This is a genomic window from Gordonia sp. B8661-1 (genome assembly GCF_059427765.1).
The window spans coordinates 127741-144144 of record NZ_JCAHRL010000001.1; the positions used below are offsets into that span (position 1 = coordinate 127741).

A 16404-nucleotide genomic window follows, 5' to 3' on the forward strand; every position below is an offset into this window, starting at 1 on the left:
GTAGGCGACGAGCGCAGCGAGGAGCCGTATCGAGATCACCGCAGACACTTCGAGTCCGCCCAACCGTTGTCGCTCAGCCCCCTTGTGCGGCCACCCGCTCCGAGGCCGGCAGCCGCGGCCGCGACAGATAGCCGAGGACGAGCGTGAACACCACGGTGAGCACGGTCCAGAGAATCACCTGGTTCGCGATCGCGTAGACCCGGAAGTCGGCGATGACGCCGCCCGGGAATCCCTCGTACACAATCGTTCCGGCATCGTCGGTGAGCGGTCCCGGTACCTCATGGAACTCCGGCAGCAGCGCGACCGTGATCGTCACCGCCACCAGGTAGCCGATCGTCGCGGCGACACCGGACACCAGGCCGCCGATACGCGGCCGCAACCACAGCGCGGCGACGACCGCGATGACCGCGAACACGATCGACAGCAGCGTGATCGTCAGATAGGCGCCGGACCGGGCGCCGATGGTGTCGTCGTCGCCGACGGCGGGCGGGTTGGCCGGATACGCGAAGAACGGCACCCCGACGACCGCGACGAAACCGATGGCCCCGAGCGCGGCCGCGACCATCCGCGGATCGGTGGCCGGGTGGCGTCGTCCGAGGTAGCTCCACAGCAGGGTGAAGGCCACCGCGAAGAACGCGCCCATGCAGACGGCGAAGACCACGCTGCCGACGCCCGTGCCGATGTTCTCCTGGACGCCCCGGGTGAACAGTTCCCCGTGCTCGTGTCCGCCGTGTTCGCCCGCGAGCATCTCCTCGGCGTGCGAACGTCCCTCTTCGTAGTCGATGGCCTTGGCGACCTGCGGCTCGACGAAGAGCCGCGCGAACACCCACGCCACGATGCCGGCGATCAGGCCCGAGAACAGGCCTGCGCCGATGAATTTCTTCTCCATGTGCTGTTGTCTCCTGCCGACGCGCGGATCAGTGGCAGGGGAAGCCCAGGAAATGCCGGGCGTCGTGGACGAACTCGTGCACATGGGTGTCGGAACCGAAGACCGAGACGGCCCCCTGGTCGTAGCCCAGGAAGTAGTAGGCCAGGCCGGCGAGCAACACGGTGGCGGTGAGCCAGAGGGCCGCGCTCGCGACCGAGAGATCGGGAACCGCCAGGGCGCGCGAACGGGTCGCGGTGGCGGTGGTGTCGGTGGAGACCGTCATGTCGGTTCCTTCCTGGGATTACGCGTCCCATGTCGGTGATGATCCGTCGGTTCGACGGTGACACCGGGCAGCATTCTGGCTCACCTGCGCCGCGGCGAAGACATGCCGTCGTATCCACGACGAACGTTGTCTCGCGACGATGCCGGTTACAGTGGCGCGACCGCTCCGGATTCTCACCGGATTCCCTGCCCACTGGTGTCAGGGGTGAACTCTATACCCGGACTTGTCGGAGGCGTAGGGGATGATGGCAGGATGCCGTCCGAGGCCCCCGTCCTGCAGCGTTTCACCGCCCCCACCCGGCGGTGGTTCGAGGGCGCCTTCCCCGAGCCGACCCCGGCCCAGACCGGTGCGTGGACATCCATCGCCGACGGCGACAACACCCTGGTCATCGCGCCGACGGGCTCCGGCAAGACGTTGTCGGCCTTCCTGTGGGCACTCGATCGCCTGGCCGCCGAACCGGAACGCGAACACGGCACGCGCGTCCTCTACGTGTCGCCACTCAAGGCACTCGCCGTGGACGTCGAGCGCAACCTGCGGGCGCCGCTCACCGGCATCACGCGGGCCGCACAGGAACTGGATCTGCCGGAGCCCGGTATCACCGTCGGGGTGCGATCCGGCGACACCTCCCCGGCCCAGCGCCGGTCACTCATCAAGACGCCGCCCGACATCCTGATCACCACGCCCGAGTCGCTGTTCCTGATGCTCACGTCGTCGGCGCGCGAGACGCTGACCGGAGTGGACACCGTCATCATCGACGAGGTCCACGCGGTGGCCGGGACGAAACGCGGCACCCACCTGGCGCTGACGCTCGAACGGCTCGACGAGCTGCTGGACCGGCCCGCGCAGCGGATCGGGCTGTCGGCGACCGTGCGGCCACCCGAGACCGTCGCCGAATTCCTCAGCGGCGCGGCGCCGTACACGATCGTGCGCCCCGAAGCAGCGAAGACCTTCGACCTGCGGGTCGACGTCCCCGTGGAGGACATGGCGAACATCCCGGCGCCCGAGGGCGCCGACGACCTCGACGACGCCTTCTCCCCCACCGCGGGATCGCTCTGGCCGTACGTCGAATCCTCGATCGTGGACCAGATCGAGAAGAACCGCGCGACCATCGTCTTCGCCAACTCGCGTCGTCTCGCCGAACGACTCACCGCGCGGCTCAACGAGATCCATGCGCAACGCATGGGAGTCACCGGAGAGCCGGAGTCCAACCCCAAGGTTCCCGGCGGCGCGCCCGCACACGTCATGGGCAGTGGTGCGTCGGCGGGAGCCCCACCCGTTCTGGCGCGTGCGCATCACGGTTCGGTCAGCAAGGAACAGCGCGCCGAGATCGAGGACGATCTGAAGTCCGGACGCCTTGCCTGCGTCGTGGCGACCAGCTCCCTGGAACTCGGGATCGACATGGGCGCGGTGGATCTGGTGATCCAGGTGGAGGCCCCACCGTCGGTCGCGAGCGGACTGCAGCGCATCGGACGCGCGGGCCATCAGGTCGGTGAGATCAGCCAGGGCGTGCTGTATCCGAAGCACCGGACCGATCTGATCCACTGCACGGTCACGGTGGAGCGGATGCTCGACGGCGCCATCGAAGAACTGCGCGTGCCCCAGAATCCCCTCGACATCCTGGCCCAGCAGACCATCGCGGCCGCCGCCGTCGACGATCTCGACGTGGACCACTGGTTCGACGTCGTGCGCCGGTCGGCGCCGTACCGCAAGCTGTCGCGCGGGGTCTTCGAGGCGACGCTCGACCTGATCTCCGGACGCTTTCCCTCCGACGAGTTCGCCGAGTTGCGGCCCCGTGTCACCTGGGATCGCGCGGAGGGCACGCTCGTCGGTCGCCGGGGCGCGCAACGGCTGGCGGTCACCTCCGGCGGTTCCATTCCGGATCGCGGACTGTTCGGGGTGTTCATGGTCGGCGAGAAGTCCACGCGCGTGGGCGAACTCGACGAGGAGATGGTGTACGAATCCCGCGTCGGCGATGTGTTCGCGCTCGGTGCCACCAGCTGGCGCATCGAGGACATCACCCATGACCGGGTGCTCGTCTCCCCGGCCTTCGGGCAGCCCGGGCGCCTGCCGTTCTGGATCGGCGACGCGGTGGGACGCCCCGCCGAGTTGGGCGCCGCGATCGGACGGTTCACCGGTGCCATCGCCGATCCGGAGGCCCTGGACAAACACGCCGAGCGGCTCGGCCTCACCGACTACGCGCGGACCAACCTGGCGGCGCTGATCGCCGAACAGCGGGAGGCCACCGGACACCTGCCCACCGATCGCACCCTGGTGGTCGAGCGCTTCCGCGACGAACTGGGCGACTGGCGGGTGATTCTCCACTCCCCCTATGGTTTACGTGTTCACGCCCCGTGGGCGAGTGCCATCTCGGCGCGACTGCTGGAAACATTGGGACTCGAGGGGGCGGTCACCGCTTCCGACGACGGCATCATCGTGCGACTGCCGGACACCGACGACGAACCGCCCGGCGCGTCGGTCTTCGTCATCGACCCCGACGACATCGAACGCCTGGTGACCGACGCGCTGGCCGATTCGTCGATGTTCGCCGCCCGGTTCCGCGAATCCGCGGCACGCGCCCTGCTCCTGCCCCGCCGCACACCGGGCCGACGCGCACCGCTCTGGCAGCAGCGCCAGCGAAGTGCCCAATTGCTTTCCGTGGCAAGCAAATTCCCGGATTTCCCGATCGTGCTGGAGACCGTGCGGGAATGTCTGCAGGACGTCTACGACCTGCCCGCCCTCACCGATCTGCTGAGCCGTATCGGCCGGCGCCGGGTACGGGTCGTCGAAGTGGAGACGCCCACCCCTTCGCCGTTCGCCGCCGCACTTCTCTTCGGCTATGTCGGCGCGTTCATGTACGCCGACGACGCGCCCCTGGCCGAACGTCGCGCCGCCGCACTGTCTCTCGACACCAGTCTGCTCGCGCAACTGCTCGGCCGGGTGGATCTGCGCGAACTCCTCGACCCGGCCGTCATCGCGGAGGTGACCGCGCGGCTCCAGCGACTGACCCCCGAACGGCAGGCACGCGACGCCGAGGACATCGTCGACCTGCTGCGCTGGCTCGGACCTCTCACGACGGAGGACGTCGCCGCCCGGTACCGCGAACCCGAGCAGACGGCCACCGTGCTGGCCGATCTGCACCGGGGCGGTCAGATCATCTCGGTGAATCACCGGGGACGTCCGCTCTGGGCCTCGGTGGACGACACCGCGCGGCTCCGCGACGGGCTCGGCGTCCCCGCGCCCCTGGGCATTCCGGCCGCCTACCTCGAACCGGTGCCCGATCCGGTGGGCGACCTCGTCGGACGCTACGCCCGCACACACGGCCCGTTCACCATCGCCGAGGCGGCCAAAGCACTGGGACTGGGCGCGGCCGTCGTCCGTGACACCCTCGCGCGGCTCGCCGCCGACCGGCGGGTCGTCGAGGGCGACTTCATTCCCGAGGACGACGCGGCCGACCTCGACAGCGAGTCCACGTCTCCGCGCGTCACCCAGTGGTGCCACACCGACGTCCTCGGACAGATCCGCCGCGGATCGCTCGCGGCGAGCCGGGCCGAGGTCGCGCCGGTCGACACCGACGTACTCACCCGCTTCCTGTCGTCGTGGCAGCACGTATCGGCCGACCAGCGACTGTCCGGCACCGACGGTCTGCTCACGGTCATCGATCAACTGGCAGGCTATCCGCTGCCTGCCTCCGCGTGGGAGTCGCTGGTCTTCCCGTCCCGTATCACCGATTACACCCCGGCCATGCTCGACGAACTTCTCAGTTCCGGGGAGATCGTCTGGTCCGGCCACGGCCGCATCGGCGGCTCCGACGGATGGATCGCCTTCCACCCCGCCGACGTCGCACCCCTCACCCTGGGCGAGGCCGACGACATCGATCGCACCCCGGTCCACGATCGCATCGAAGAACTCCTCGAATCGGGTGGCGCGCTGCGGTTCCCGCAAATCGTCGAGGCCGGCCCGTCCGGCGGCGACGATCAGCCCATCTCCTCCGCCCAGTGGGAATCGGCCCTCTGGGATCTCGTGTGGGCCGGACGGATCAGCAACGATTCGTTCACACCCGTGCGGGCGGTGATCCAGCCGAAGCGCTCACCGGCCGCTCCCCGGTCGACGCCGGCCCACCGCGGACGCGGCCGGGCGCCACGTATCCGGGCCCAGCGTCTCTCCACGCGCTACCTCGCCGAGCACGGATCCACCCGGTCGGTGGCGCCCACGGTGACCGGACGCTGGTTCCGCCCGGATCGTGCCGATATCGCGAACACCGTCCGCACCCAGGCACTCTGCGAACAGCTGCTCGCCCGGTACGGCGTGATCACCCGGGGCAGCGTGATGGCCGAGGACGTCGTCGGCGGGTTCGCGCGGGTCTACAAGGCGCTCACCGTTTTCGAGGACAGCGGCATCGTGCGGCGCGGCTACTACGTCGACGGGCTCGGCGGAGCGCAGTTCGCGGCACCCACCACCGTCGACGAACTCCGGCGGCACGTCGACATCGGGCATCGCACACAACCCGACGCCGTCGCCCTGGCGGCGACCGACCCGGCCAATCCCTACGGTGCCGCGCTGTCGTGGCCCGCCTCCCGCGACCCGGACTCCGGGCATCGTCCGGGCCGCAAACCCGGTGCACTCGTGATCCTGGTCGACGGCCGGCTCGTGGCGTTCATCGAACGCGGCGGGAAAACCGTGCTGACCTTCACCGACTCGGAGCGCGCACTCGGTGCGATGGCCGACGCCCTGGTCCGCACCGTCCGTTCCGGTGCGGTCTCGCGCATGACCATCGACCAGGTCGACGGCGAACCCGTGCTCTCCACCGATGCCGGGCGCGCGCTGGTGGACGCCGGGTTCGCCACCACGCCGCGCGGCATCCGGATGCGATACGGCACCCATGCCTGAGGGCGATACCGTCTTCGCCGCGGCCGCGAGGCTGCGTGCCGCGCTGGACGGAAAGCAACTGGTGGACACCGATTTCCGCACTCCGGGACTGGCGACGGTCGACCTGACCGGCCGTACCGTGAGCGCGGTGCGCTCGCGCGGCAAACACCTGCTCATCGACGTCGCCCCCCACGAGCCCGGCGACGTGGCGCTGAGCATCCATTCGCATCTGAAGATGGAGGGCGCGTGGCATGTGCACGCGCTCGGCACCCGATGGCGGCGACCGACCCACCATGCCCGCGTGGTGCTGCGGACCGACACCCATGAGGCAGTCGGTTTCGAACTCGGGGTACTGGAGATCCTCGCGGATCCCGATGCCGCACTGGACTATCTGGGGCCGGATCTGCTGGGCGACGACTGGGATGCCGAACGGGCCGTCGAACATCTTGCGGCCCAACCGGATCGGACCATCGGTGAGGCACTGCTCGATCAGCGCAACCTCGCGGGTATCGGCAATGTCTATCGCAGTGAGATCTGCTTCGTGCGGGGCGTGCTGCCGACCCGTCCGGTCGGCGACGTCGCCCTGTCCCCGATGGTCGATCTGAGCCGCCGGATGTTGTGGGCCAACCGGTTACGGACGGCCCGCGTCACCACCGGACGGACCGGCCCGAACGCACGTCTCTGGGTGTACGGACGTCAGGGCCGACCGTGCCGTCGCTGCGGCACGCTCGTCCAACGCACCACCATCGGAACCGGAACGACCGGGACCGACGCCGAACGCGTCGCCTACTTCTGCCCCACCTGCCAGACCTGACGACCGCGAGCAGGATCAGACCGGATAGCGCTCCGGTTCCGGCCCGAAGACGAAACTGCGGCCGCTGATGTCATCGACGGTGATTTCCACGTAGTTGTACTTCACCGTCGGAATCCACGGCTTCAGATCGAGTTCGTCGGCCTCCGCGATGTCTCGGGTGGACACCAGGATGTGCGCGTTGCCGTGGGCGATGACGCTCCACCCACCGGCGTCGGTGTGGTCGTCGGCCTCGAACGCCACACGATCGTTGACGGCCACCTCACTCAACTTGGTGCCCTCGCCGGTGCGGAACACGATGCGGCCGTCGCCCGCCCAGTAGTTCACCGGGTAGATGTCCGGGGTTCCGTTCACGCTCAACGCGATCCGTCCCAGTTGCGCCGAGCCGAGCGCCCGCCATGCTTCGTCGGTGGACAGCTCACGGACCGAACCGTCGACCGAGATCTCACCTTCTGCCATACCTCATGGTTCCGCGTTCGGGATCGGTCCGGCCAGAGGCGAAGGTCCCGGCCGGCGGCGCGGTCACTCCGGCACCGGAACCGGCTCCAGGATCTCCGACCGAGACTCCGGGGCCGCGACACGCAGTGCATCGGCGGATTCGTCGTCGGGTTGTCGCTGCGACGCGATCTCGGCCTCCACCCGCGCCACGTAGGTCGCCACCTCGAACGCCGTCTGCTCCTCGGTCCAACCGAGGATGGGCGCGAGGAGATCGGCCACCTCCCGGGCGCAGTCGACACCGCGGTGCGAATACTCGATGGCGATGCGGGTACGGCGCGCGAGGACGTCCTCGAGGTGCAGTGCGGCCTCTTCGGTCGCCGCGTACACCACCTCGACCCGCAGATACTGCGGCGCCGCCGCCAGTGGCTGCAGGAGCGACGGATCGTCGGCGGCGTGTTGCAGCACGTCGTCGATCAGCGAGCCATAACGGTTGAGCAGCCGCCGAATCCGGTACGGGTGCAGGCCGTACCGCTCACCCAGATGCTCGCACTGGTTGATGAGGGCGAAGTAGCCGTCCGCGCCGACCAGCGGCACACGTTCGGTGATCGACGGGGCGACCCGCGTCGGGATGAAGTCGTTGCAGGCGTCCACGGCGTCGGCGGCCATCACCCGGTAGGTGGTGTACTTTCCGCCCGCGATGGAGATCAGCCCCGGCGCGACCGTGGCCACCGCGTGTTCGCGCGACAACTTGGATGTCTCGTCGTCCTCGCCGGCCAGCAGCGGACGCAACCCCGCGTACACACCCTCGATGTCGTCGTGGGTGAGCGGGGTGACCAGCACCTCGTTCACGCGTTCCAGGATGTAATCGATATCCGCGCGGGTCGCTGCGGGGTGTGCGAGGTCCAGATTCCAGTCCGTGTCGGTGGTGCCGATGATCCAGTGCGTCTCCCACGGGATGACGAACAGCACCGAGTTGGCGGTCCGCAGGATGATCGCGGTCTCACTGACGATGCGGTCACGCGGCACCACGATGTGCACGCCCTTGGAGGCGCGGACCTTGAAGTGGCCGCGCTGCTTCGAGAGTGCCTGCACCTCGTCGGTCCAGACCCCGGCCGCGTTGATCACACAGTGGCCGCGCACCTCGGTGATCTCGCCGCTCTCCGAATCACGAACGCGCACACCGAGCACTCGATCGGATTCCCGCAGGAAGCCGACGACCTGGGTCGAGGTCCGGATCACCGCACCGTAATTGGCGGCGGTCCGCGCCACCGTCAGGCTGTGCCGGGCGTCGTCGACGACGGTGTCGTAGTACCGGATACCGCCGATCAGCGAACTGCGTTTGAGTGCCGGGGCCACCCGCAGCGCACCGGAACGTGTCACATGATGTTGTCCCGGAACCGATTTCGCGCCGCCCATCTGGTCGTAGAGCACCAGGCCCGCGGCCACGTACGGGCGTTCCCAGAATCGCTGGGTCAGCGGATAGAGGAACGGGAGTGGCTTGACCAGGTGCGGCGCAAGGAGACGTAGCGACAGTTCCCGTTCCCGCAAAGCCTCACGGACGAGCCCGAATTCGAGCTGCTCGAGGTAGCGGAGCCCACCGTGGAACATCTTCGACGACCGGCTCGACGTACCCGACGCGATGTCGCGCGCTTCCACCAGCGCGACCCGCAGACCACGGGTGGCCGCATCGAGTGCCGCGCCGACGCCCACCACGCCACCACCGATCACCACGACGTCGAATTGTTCGCTGCCCAGACGTCGCCAGGCCTCGTCGCGATAGCGCGGGCCCAGATCCGCCGGCCGATCCGCCGTGAACTCGGTAGTCATGTTGTCCCAGCCTAATTGATTCCACCTGAGCGCACCGCGTGCGACACTGTCCGAGGTGAGCACCGAGAAGAAGTATGTGGCGGCCATCGACCAGGGCACGACCTCCACGCGGGCCATGATCTTCGACCGCCGGGGGCGGGTCATCGGCTCCGAGCAGGTCGAACATCGGCAGGTGTTTCCGCAGGCCGGATGGGTTGAACACGATGCCGCCGAGATCTGGCGCAACACCCGGCGCGTCGTCGCCTCCGCACTGGCCTCCGCCGACCTCAAGGCGAGTCACATCGCGGCGTGCGGTGTGACCAATCAGCGCGAGACCACCCTGGTGTGGGACCGGGAAACCGGTGAACCGGCCCACAACGCGATCGTGTGGCAGGACACCAGAACCGCCGCGCTCTGCGAAGAACTCGCGGGCGACGAGGGCGTGGATCGCTACCGAGACCGGACCGGCCTGCCGCTGTCGACCTACTTCGCGGGGCCGAAGCTCCGCTGGCTCCTCGACAACGTCGACGGCCTGCGGCAGCGCGCCGAGGCCGGTGAACTGTGTTTCGGCACAATGGATTCCTGGGTGGCCTGGAACGCCACCGGCGGCCCCGACGGTGGCCTGCACATCACCGATGTCACCAACGCCTCACGCACCATGTTGATGGATCTTCGTACCCTGCAATGGGATTCGGAGATCTGCGCCGAGATGGGCATCCCGATGTCGCTGCTGCCGGAGATCCGCAGTTCGTCGGAGAACTACGGGCCCCTGCGGGAACAGGGGTCACTGCCCGGCGTGCCTCTCGCGGGCATCCTCGGCGATCAGCAGGCCGCCACCTTCGGACAGGCCTGCCTCGACGAGGGCGAGGCGAAGAACACCTACGGCACCGGCAATTTCCTGCTGCTGAACACCGGCACCGAACCGGTCTTCAGTGAGCACGGGCTCCTCACCACCGTGTGTTACCGGATCGGATCACAGGACGCGCGCTACGCGCTCGAGGGATCCATCGCCGTCACCGGCTCCCTCGTGCAGTGGCTGCGCGACAATCTCGGCCTCGTCGGTCATGCGTCGGAGATCGAGTCGATGGCGGCCGCGGTCGACGACAACGGCGGGGTCTACTTCGTGCCGGCGTTCTCCGGGCTGTTCGCACCCCGCTGGCGGCCCGACGCACGGGGCGTGATCGTCGGCCTGACGCGCTTCGCCGACAAGGGACACCTCGCGCGAGCCGCCTTGGAGGCCAGCGCCTTTCAGACCCGCGAGGTCATCGAGGCGATGGAGGCCGATTCCGGTGTCCGGCTCTGCACCCTGAAGGTGGACGGCGGCATGGTCGTCAACGAACTGCTGATGCAGTTCCAGGCCGACATCCTGAACGTCCCGGTGGTGCGACCGGTCGTCAACGAGACCACGGCGCTCGGCGCCGCCTACGCCGCCGGGCTGGCAGTCGGCTACTGGGAGTCCGAGGATGAGATCCGCGCCAACTGGGCCGAGGACAAGCGCTGGGAGCCGGCCATGCCCGACGACGACCGCACCCGCCTCTACACCGAATGGAACCGCGCCGTCGCCCACTCCCTCGATCTCGCCTGACCGGTGGCGTAGCGACTACGGGGTTCTAGTCGAGGTCGTCGTGGCGGACGAGCTGGCGGGCTGCCTCGGTGAGTGAACCCGACAACGACGGGTAGACCGAGAACGTCTGGGCCAGATCCGACACCATCAGCTTGTTCTGCACGGCGATCGCGATGGGCAGGATGAGCTCGGATGCGTTGGGCGCCACCACGACCCCACCGATCACCACACCGGTGGCGGGGCGGCAGAAGATCTTCACGAAGCCACGCCGGAGACCACTCATCTTCGCCCGCGGGTTGGTGGCGAGCGGCAGCATCACGGTGCGGGCCGGGTACTCACCCGAGTCGATCGCGGTCTGCGAGACGCCGACGGTGGCGATCTCCGGCCGCGTGAAGATCGCGGACGCAACGGTTTTCAGCTTGATCGGGCTCACACCCTCGCCGAGCGCGTGGTACATCGCGATACGACCCTGCATCGCGGCCACGGAGGCGAGCGGCAGCAGGCCCGTGCAGTCACCCGCGGCATAGATGCCGGGCACCGAGGTGCGCGACACGCGGTCGACGGTGATGTAGCCGCCCTTGTCGACCTCCACGCCCGCACGTTCCAGGCCGAGGTTCTTGGTGTTGGGTACCGAGCCGACCGTCATCAGCACATGCGATCCGGTCACCGTCCGGCCGTCCGCGAGATGCACGGTCACCGAATCCCCGTCACGCTCGACCTTGTCCGCGCGGGCGTGCTTGATGAGTTCCACGCCCCGTTCGGCCAGCGCGTCCTCCAGCACCAGGGCCGCGTCCTCGTCCTCGCCGGGCAGCACGCGGTCGCGGCTGGAGACCAGCGTGACCCGCACCCCCAATTCTGTATAGGCGTGGACGAATTCGGCACCCGTCACACCGGAGCCGACGACCACCAGATGCTCGGGCAGTTCGTCGAGATCGAACAGCTGACGCCAGGTGAGGATGCGTTCCCCGTCCGGTTGCGCATCGTCCAGAATGCGCGGTGAGGCGCCGGTCGCCACGAGTACCACGTCGCCCTCGTAGCGTTCGGTCGAACCGTCGGCCAGCGTCGCGGTGACACCGTGGGTGGCGACACCGAGCTGGCGTTCGTCGAGCTCACCGTGCCCGGACACGAGCGTGACGCCCTCACTGATGAGGCGGGAGCGGATGTCGGCGGACTGCGCGAAGGCCAGGTCGCGGACCCGCTGATGGATCTGCGGCAGCGTCACCAGCGCGTCGTCGGTGCGGATGTGGATACCCAGGTCCTCGGCACGCCGGACCTCGGTCCGGATGCCGGTCGAGGCGATGAAGGTCTTCGACGGCACGCAGTCCCACAGCACGCACGCGCCGCCGATGCCGTCGGAGTCGATCACGGTGATGTCGGCTCCGTACTGCGCCGCGGCCAGCGCCGCCTCGTAGCCCGCGGGTCCGCCTCCGACGATCACGATCTTGGTCACGACTGCACTCCTGCCGTTCACGAAGCTCCTTCGGGCGCAGCGCGACGCCGCGCCCGGCGTTCGACTACCAACCTATCCTCCCGCGGTGCGGACGGCGCGGCGGGCGGTGGCCGGGCACGCGCAGGCATGTGATCCCGCGCTCGGTTGCGGTCTCCTCCACCGCAACGGGTTGTCGTCCGGTTACGATCATGAATGGCCGCACGTACCCCGGGTGCGCCGGTCGCCCCCTACCCGTTCGAGAGAGTGCAGGTCAGACGGTCGATGCCGATATACGCGGCCTATGGCAGCAACATGCACCCGGAGCAGATGTCCGAGCGTGCACCCCATTCGCCGATGGCCGGTACCGGTTGGCTGAACGGATGGCGCCTGACGTTCGCCGGCGGTGACATCGGCTGGGAGGGCTCCCTCGCGACCGTCACCGAGGACCGCGACGATCCGGATGCGCGGGTCTTCGTGGTGCTGTACGACGTGACGCACGAGGACGAGGACAACCTCGATCGCTGGGAGGGTTCCGAACTCGGTATCCACGTGAAGCTGCGTGCGCGGGTGGACACCGCCGACGGTCCGGTGCTCGCCTGGCTGTACGTGCTCGACGCCTACGAGGGCGGACTCCCGTCGGCCCGCTACCTGGGCGTGATGGCCGAGGCCGCCGAGATCGCCGGCGCACCCGCCGACTATGTGCAGGATCTGCGGCTGCGCGAGTCGCGCAACGTGGGTCCCGGTCCCGGCCCGATCGAACCCTGACCGCGGCGCGGAACCGCAGGAACCGTCAGGATGCCTGCAGCACCACACCCGCGAGCGCACGCACACCGACCTCCAGCGCTCGTTCGTCGATATCGAAATTCGCGCGGTGCAGGTCGACCTGGGGGCCGATGCCGTCCCACACGCCGAGTCGGCCCATCGCCCCGGGCACCTGTTCGAGATACCAGGAGAAGTCCTCGCCGCCCGGTGACTGCGGGGTGTCGGCCACCGCGTTCGGGCCGATCGCCGCCACCGCCTCGGTGAGCATCTCGACCGACGCCTCGTCGTTCACCACCGGCGGGACACCCCGGAAGTACGAGAGGTCGTAGCGAACGGACAACGGGGACAACAGTTCTCCGATGACACTGCGCACGATCGGTTCGAGCTCGGACCACGTCCGGTGCTCACCCGTACGGACCGTGCCGAGCAGCCGCCCCTCCTGGGGAATGGCGTTCGGGGCGCTGCCGGCATGTGCGGATCCCCACACCATGACCGTGCCCGACCGCGGATCGATACGGCGGGACAGGATGCCGGGCAGCCCGGTGATCACCGCGCCCATCGCGTAGACGAGGTCTCCGGTCAGGTGCGGCCGGGACGTGTGGCCGCCCGCGGAATGCAGTTGCAGGTCGATGTGATCGGCCGCCGAGGTCAGCGCACCGACGCGCAGACCCACCGAACCGACGGGCAGCCTCGGGTCACAGTGCAGCGCGAAGATCCGGCTCACCCCGTTGGTGACGCCTGCGGCGACCGCGTCGAGCGCGCCACCGGGCATCACCTCCTCCGCGGGCTGGAAGATCAGGCGTACCCCCACGGGTAGCCGGCCGGTGGCGTGCACCGAGTTCAGCAGGTCCGCCACGCCCATGAGCATCGCCGTGTGCGCGTCGTGCCCACAGGAGTGGGAGACGCCCTCGATGGTGGAGCTGAACGGCAGCCCGGTGTGTTCGGTCACCGGCAGCGCGTCCATGTCGGCGCGCAGTGCGATCCGGGGACCGTCGGTGGGCCCGAGGTCGCACACCACGCCGGTGCCCAGCGGCAACCGTTGCGGCGCAAGGCCCATCGCGGTCAGCTCACGCACCACCAGATCGGTGGTCGCGGCCTCCTGCCGGGACAGTTCCGGATGCGCGTGGATGTGCCGGCGCCAGCCGATCACCCGATGCGCGTTCTCCGCCCACCAGGTGTCGATCACCGACGATCCGGCGGTCACAGCAGGCTCGGGGGTGTCGGGGTCTCCAGATCGGCGAGCAGCGGCTGCCTCAGTCCCCGCTTGATGGTCGCGAGATTCGGGCCCGACAGCGGTGCCCGCTCGGCGGCGACCGCCCGGGCCCGGTCGAGAAGATCGTCGGCGGCCACGGCCTCGTCGAGGATGCCGTCGGCGACGGCCTCGTCGGCGCCGTAGCGGCGGCTGGTCAGCATGGCCTCGGTGGCTGCCGCATCGGGCAGACGGGTGCGGACCAGTGCGGCCATGCCCCGCGTGAACGGCATGCCGAGTGCGGCCTCGGGCAGTGACCAGAAGCCCCGTTCGGTCCGCATGATCCGGTAGTCGGCGCATTCGGCGAGCATCGCGCCCGCCCCGAAGGCATGCCCGTTGATGGCGACGACCGTCGGCATCGGCAGGGTCAGCAGCTTCGCGTACAGCGCGTGCACCCGATCCAGGTACTCCGGCAGGCGGCTCCCGTTCGCCGCGATGTAGTCGACGTCGAGGCCGTTGGTGAAGTACTTGCCGGTGGCGGTGATCACCAGGGCCTTCGACGACGTCGACTCCCCGGCCGCCTGATCGAGCAGGCCGGAGACGGCGTCGATCCACTCGATGCGGAACCGGTTGTCGGGGTTGGCCTCGTCGAGTTCGGCACCTTCCGCGCCCAGGTAGAGCTCGAGGACGTCACCTGCGGAATTGAGATACGGCATGGATCAAACTGTATCCCGCGCGTCCTCGCGCGTGTTCCCAGACCGTTGCCCGGGCACAGGACACCGTGCGCACTAGGGTTGCGGTCATGGACCCCACTGCCGACCCCGACGCCGCGGCCGTCGCGGCCGCGGCCACCATCGCCACCGAGACCGATTGCGCCGCACATGACGTCGCCGTGATCCTCGGCTCCGGGTGGGCGCCGGCGGCGGCCGCACTGGGCACACCGATCGCCACGGTGCCCATGTCGATGCTGCCGGGCTTCACCCCGCCGAGTGCGACCGGACACGGCGGGACCGTCGTCTCCGTCCGGATCGGCGAACGCCGCGTGCTCATCCTCCTCGGCCGCATCCACGCCTACGAGGGGCATGATCTGGCACGGGTGGTGCATCCGGTGCGTACCGCCGCGGCCGCGGGCGCCCACACCATCGTGCTCACCAACGCGGCGGGCGGGCTGCGCGAGGACATGACCGTGGGGCAACCGGTTCTGATCAGCGATCACCTCAACCTCACAGCCCGGTCACCCCTGACGGGCGCACAGTTCGTCGATCTGGTCGACGCCTACTCCCCCCGGTTGCGTGCACTCGCCCGGCGCCTCGATCCGGCGCTCACCGAAGGGGTGTACGCGGGGCTGCCCGGACCGCACTACGAGACGCCCGCGGAGATCCGGATGCTGCGTACGCTCGGCGCCGACCTCGTGGGGATGTCCACGGTGCACGAGACGATCGCCGCGCGGGCCGCCGGTCTCGAGGTCCTCGGGGTCTCGCTGGTGACCAACCTCGCGGCAGGTATGACCGGCGAACCCCTCAGTCACGCAGAGGTTCTCGAGGCGGGCCGGTCGTCGGCGACGCGCCTGGGCGAACTGCTCTCGACGATCATCGAGGATCTGTGATCATCCTCGACGCCCGCGACATCGATGTGGTCCGCGGCGGACGCCCCCTCCTGCGCGGGGTGAACCTGGAGGTGCGGGCGGGCGAACACTGGGCATTGCTCGGTCCGAACGGCGCGGGCAAGTCCACGTTGATGACCATGCTCGGCGCTCGCGGGCATCCGACCACCGGGACCGTCGACGTCCTGGGCAAACGCCTCGGACGTGTCGACATGCGCGCCCTGCGGACGCATATCGGCCACGTGGATCCGCGCTGGCGCATCGATGTCCCGCTGACCGCCCACGAGGTCGTCCTGACCGGACTCACCAACACGCCGGAACTCGACCGGCGGCACGACTACACCGCCGCCGAACACCGGCACGCCGACGACCTCCTCGAACTCTTCGGGATGAGCGCTCGTCGCGAGTCGGTCTGGCCGGTGATGAGTCAGGGCGAACGCGGACGCACCCTGATCGCGCGGGCCCTCATGCCGCGGCCGGCACTCCTGCTGCTGGACGAACCCGCCACCGGCCTGGATCTCGCGGCACGCGAGAAACTGCTCGCCGGTATCGACCAATTGCGTTCGGAGGTCACCGATCTCGCGAGCGTGCTGGTCACCCATCACCTCGAGGACCTGCCCGCGAGCACCAGCCACGCGATGCTGTTGCGCGACGGTGAGGTGGTGGCGTCGGGACCTGTCGACGAGACACTCACGTCGGCGACGATCAGCACCTGCTTCGACCACGACGTCGAGGTCACCCGTAACGGGGGACGCTGGTCGGCGATCGCCGCCTGACGCTCGGGT

Annotated in this window: 13 protein-coding genes and 1 riboswitch; of the genes, 6 read left to right on the top strand and 7 right to left on the bottom strand. The window is 69.0% G+C overall.

Features of this window, described 5'->3' with window-relative positions; translation table 11 throughout:
* Positions 1-73 precede the first annotated feature (73 nt).
* Both AC4JJG_RS00605 and AC4JJG_RS00610 read right to left on the bottom strand, forming a co-directional pair.
* Positions 74-889, bottom strand: a complete 816-nt coding sequence (locus tag AC4JJG_RS00605; RefSeq protein ID WP_495399449.1) for a CbtA family protein — start codon at positions 887-889, stop codon at positions 74-76.
* A gap of 28 nt (positions 890-917) precedes the next feature.
* Entirely contained in the window at positions 918-1151 is a 234-nt protein-coding gene (locus tag AC4JJG_RS00610; RefSeq protein ID WP_495399448.1) for a CbtB domain-containing protein, read from the bottom strand.
* Between the two features lie 49 nt (positions 1152-1200).
* Positions 1201-1387: riboswitch (cobalamin riboswitch) on the bottom strand.
* A gap of 16 nt (positions 1388-1403) precedes the next feature.
* Here AC4JJG_RS00610 and AC4JJG_RS00615 point away from each other — a divergent pair.
* Both AC4JJG_RS00615 and AC4JJG_RS00620 read left to right on the top strand, forming a co-directional pair.
* Positions 1404-6038 carry an ATP-dependent helicase gene (locus AC4JJG_RS00615; RefSeq protein WP_495399447.1) on the top strand — a complete coding sequence of 1545 codons (4635 nt, stop codon included), beginning with the start codon at positions 1404-1406 and terminating at the stop codon, positions 6036-6038.
* Positions 6031-6831, top strand: a complete 801-nt coding sequence (locus AC4JJG_RS00620) for a DNA-formamidopyrimidine glycosylase family protein (RefSeq protein WP_495399446.1) — start codon at positions 6031-6033, stop codon at positions 6829-6831. Before AC4JJG_RS00615 ends, AC4JJG_RS00620 begins: the two co-directional genes overlap by 8 nt.
* A gap of 15 nt (positions 6832-6846) precedes the next feature.
* Here AC4JJG_RS00620 and AC4JJG_RS00625 read toward each other — a convergent pair whose 3' ends face one another.
* Together AC4JJG_RS00625 and glpD are read right to left on the bottom strand one after the other, a co-directional pair.
* Positions 6847-7287, bottom strand: coding sequence for a pyridoxamine 5'-phosphate oxidase family protein (locus AC4JJG_RS00625; protein ID WP_495399445.1), 441 nt, complete (start codon positions 7285-7287; stop codon positions 6847-6849).
* A 63-nt stretch (positions 7288-7350) separates the two neighbouring features.
* Positions 7351-9093 carry a glycerol-3-phosphate dehydrogenase gene (glpD, locus tag AC4JJG_RS00630; protein ID WP_495399444.1) on the bottom strand — a complete coding sequence of 581 codons (1743 nt, stop codon included), beginning with the start codon at positions 9091-9093 and terminating at the stop codon, positions 7351-7353.
* A 55-nt stretch (positions 9094-9148) separates the two neighbouring features.
* Between glpD and glpK the strand changes: the two genes are divergently transcribed.
* Positions 9149-10657: a glycerol kinase GlpK gene (gene glpK, locus AC4JJG_RS00635; RefSeq protein ID WP_495399443.1), complete on the top strand. Its 1509-nt coding sequence runs from the start codon at positions 9149-9151 to the stop codon at positions 10655-10657.
* 25 nt (positions 10658-10682) lie between these two features.
* Here glpK and AC4JJG_RS00640 read toward each other — a convergent pair whose 3' ends face one another.
* Positions 10683-12086: an NAD(P)H-quinone dehydrogenase gene (locus AC4JJG_RS00640; RefSeq protein WP_495399442.1), complete on the bottom strand. Its 1404-nt coding sequence runs from the start codon at positions 12084-12086 to the stop codon at positions 10683-10685.
* A 261-nt stretch (positions 12087-12347) separates the two neighbouring features.
* Here AC4JJG_RS00640 and AC4JJG_RS00645 point away from each other — a divergent pair, with 261 nt between their 5' ends.
* Complete coding sequence (locus AC4JJG_RS00645; protein ID WP_495399646.1) at positions 12348-12830, top strand: gamma-glutamylcyclotransferase family protein; 483 nt, start codon at positions 12348-12350, stop codon at positions 12828-12830.
* Positions 12831-12855: 25 nt separating this feature from the next.
* Here AC4JJG_RS00645 and AC4JJG_RS00650 read toward each other — a convergent pair whose 3' ends face one another.
* Positions 12856-14031, bottom strand: coding sequence for an amidohydrolase (locus AC4JJG_RS00650; protein WP_495399441.1), 1176 nt, complete (start codon positions 14029-14031; stop codon positions 12856-12858).
* Positions 14028-14732, bottom strand: a complete 705-nt coding sequence (locus tag AC4JJG_RS00655; RefSeq protein WP_495399440.1) for an enoyl-CoA hydratase/isomerase family protein — start codon at positions 14730-14732, stop codon at positions 14028-14030. The genes AC4JJG_RS00650 and AC4JJG_RS00655 overlap by 4 nt, the downstream gene beginning before the upstream one ends.
* An 86-nt stretch (positions 14733-14818) precedes the next feature.
* Here AC4JJG_RS00655 and AC4JJG_RS00660 point away from each other — a divergent pair, with 86 nt between their 5' ends.
* Both AC4JJG_RS00660 and AC4JJG_RS00665 read left to right on the top strand, forming a co-directional pair.
* A complete protein-coding gene (locus AC4JJG_RS00660; RefSeq protein ID WP_495399439.1) occupies positions 14819-15622 on the top strand; it encodes a purine-nucleoside phosphorylase in 804 nt (267 codons plus the stop codon).
* A complete protein-coding gene (locus tag AC4JJG_RS00665) occupies positions 15619-16395 on the top strand; it encodes an ABC transporter ATP-binding protein (protein ID WP_495399438.1) in 777 nt (258 codons plus the stop codon). Before AC4JJG_RS00660 ends, AC4JJG_RS00665 begins: the two co-directional genes overlap by 4 nt.
* Positions 16396-16404 lie beyond the last annotated feature (9 nt).

Excerpts from the sequence above, each read along its gene's own strand:
- AC4JJG_RS00605 (WP_495399449.1), bottom strand. The coding sequence starts at position 889 with ATGGAGAAGAAATTCATCGGCGCAGGCCTGTTCTCGGGCCTGATCGCC.
- AC4JJG_RS00610 (WP_495399448.1), bottom strand. The coding sequence starts at position 1,151 with ATGACGGTCTCCACCGACACCACCGCCACCGCGACCCGTTCGCGCGCC.
- AC4JJG_RS00615 (WP_495399447.1), top strand. The coding sequence starts at position 1,404 with ATGCCGTCCGAGGCCCCCGTCCTGCAGCGTTTCACCGCCCCCACCCGG.
- AC4JJG_RS00620 (WP_495399446.1), top strand. The coding sequence starts at position 6,031 with ATGCCTGAGGGCGATACCGTCTTCGCCGCGGCCGCGAGGCTGCGTGCC.
- AC4JJG_RS00625 (WP_495399445.1), bottom strand. The coding sequence starts at position 7,287 with ATGGCAGAAGGTGAGATCTCGGTCGACGGTTCGGTCCGTGAGCTGTCC.
- glpD (WP_495399444.1), bottom strand. The coding sequence starts at position 9,093 with ATGACTACCGAGTTCACGGCGGATCGGCCGGCGGATCTGGGCCCGCGC.
- AC4JJG_RS00645 (WP_495399646.1), top strand. The coding sequence starts at position 12,348 with ATGCCGATATACGCGGCCTATGGCAGCAACATGCACCCGGAGCAGATG.
- AC4JJG_RS00655 (WP_495399440.1), bottom strand. The coding sequence starts at position 14,732 with ATGCCGTATCTCAATTCCGCAGGTGACGTCCTCGAGCTCTACCTGGGC.
- AC4JJG_RS00660 (WP_495399439.1), top strand. The coding sequence starts at position 14,819 with ATGGACCCCACTGCCGACCCCGACGCCGCGGCCGTCGCGGCCGCGGCC.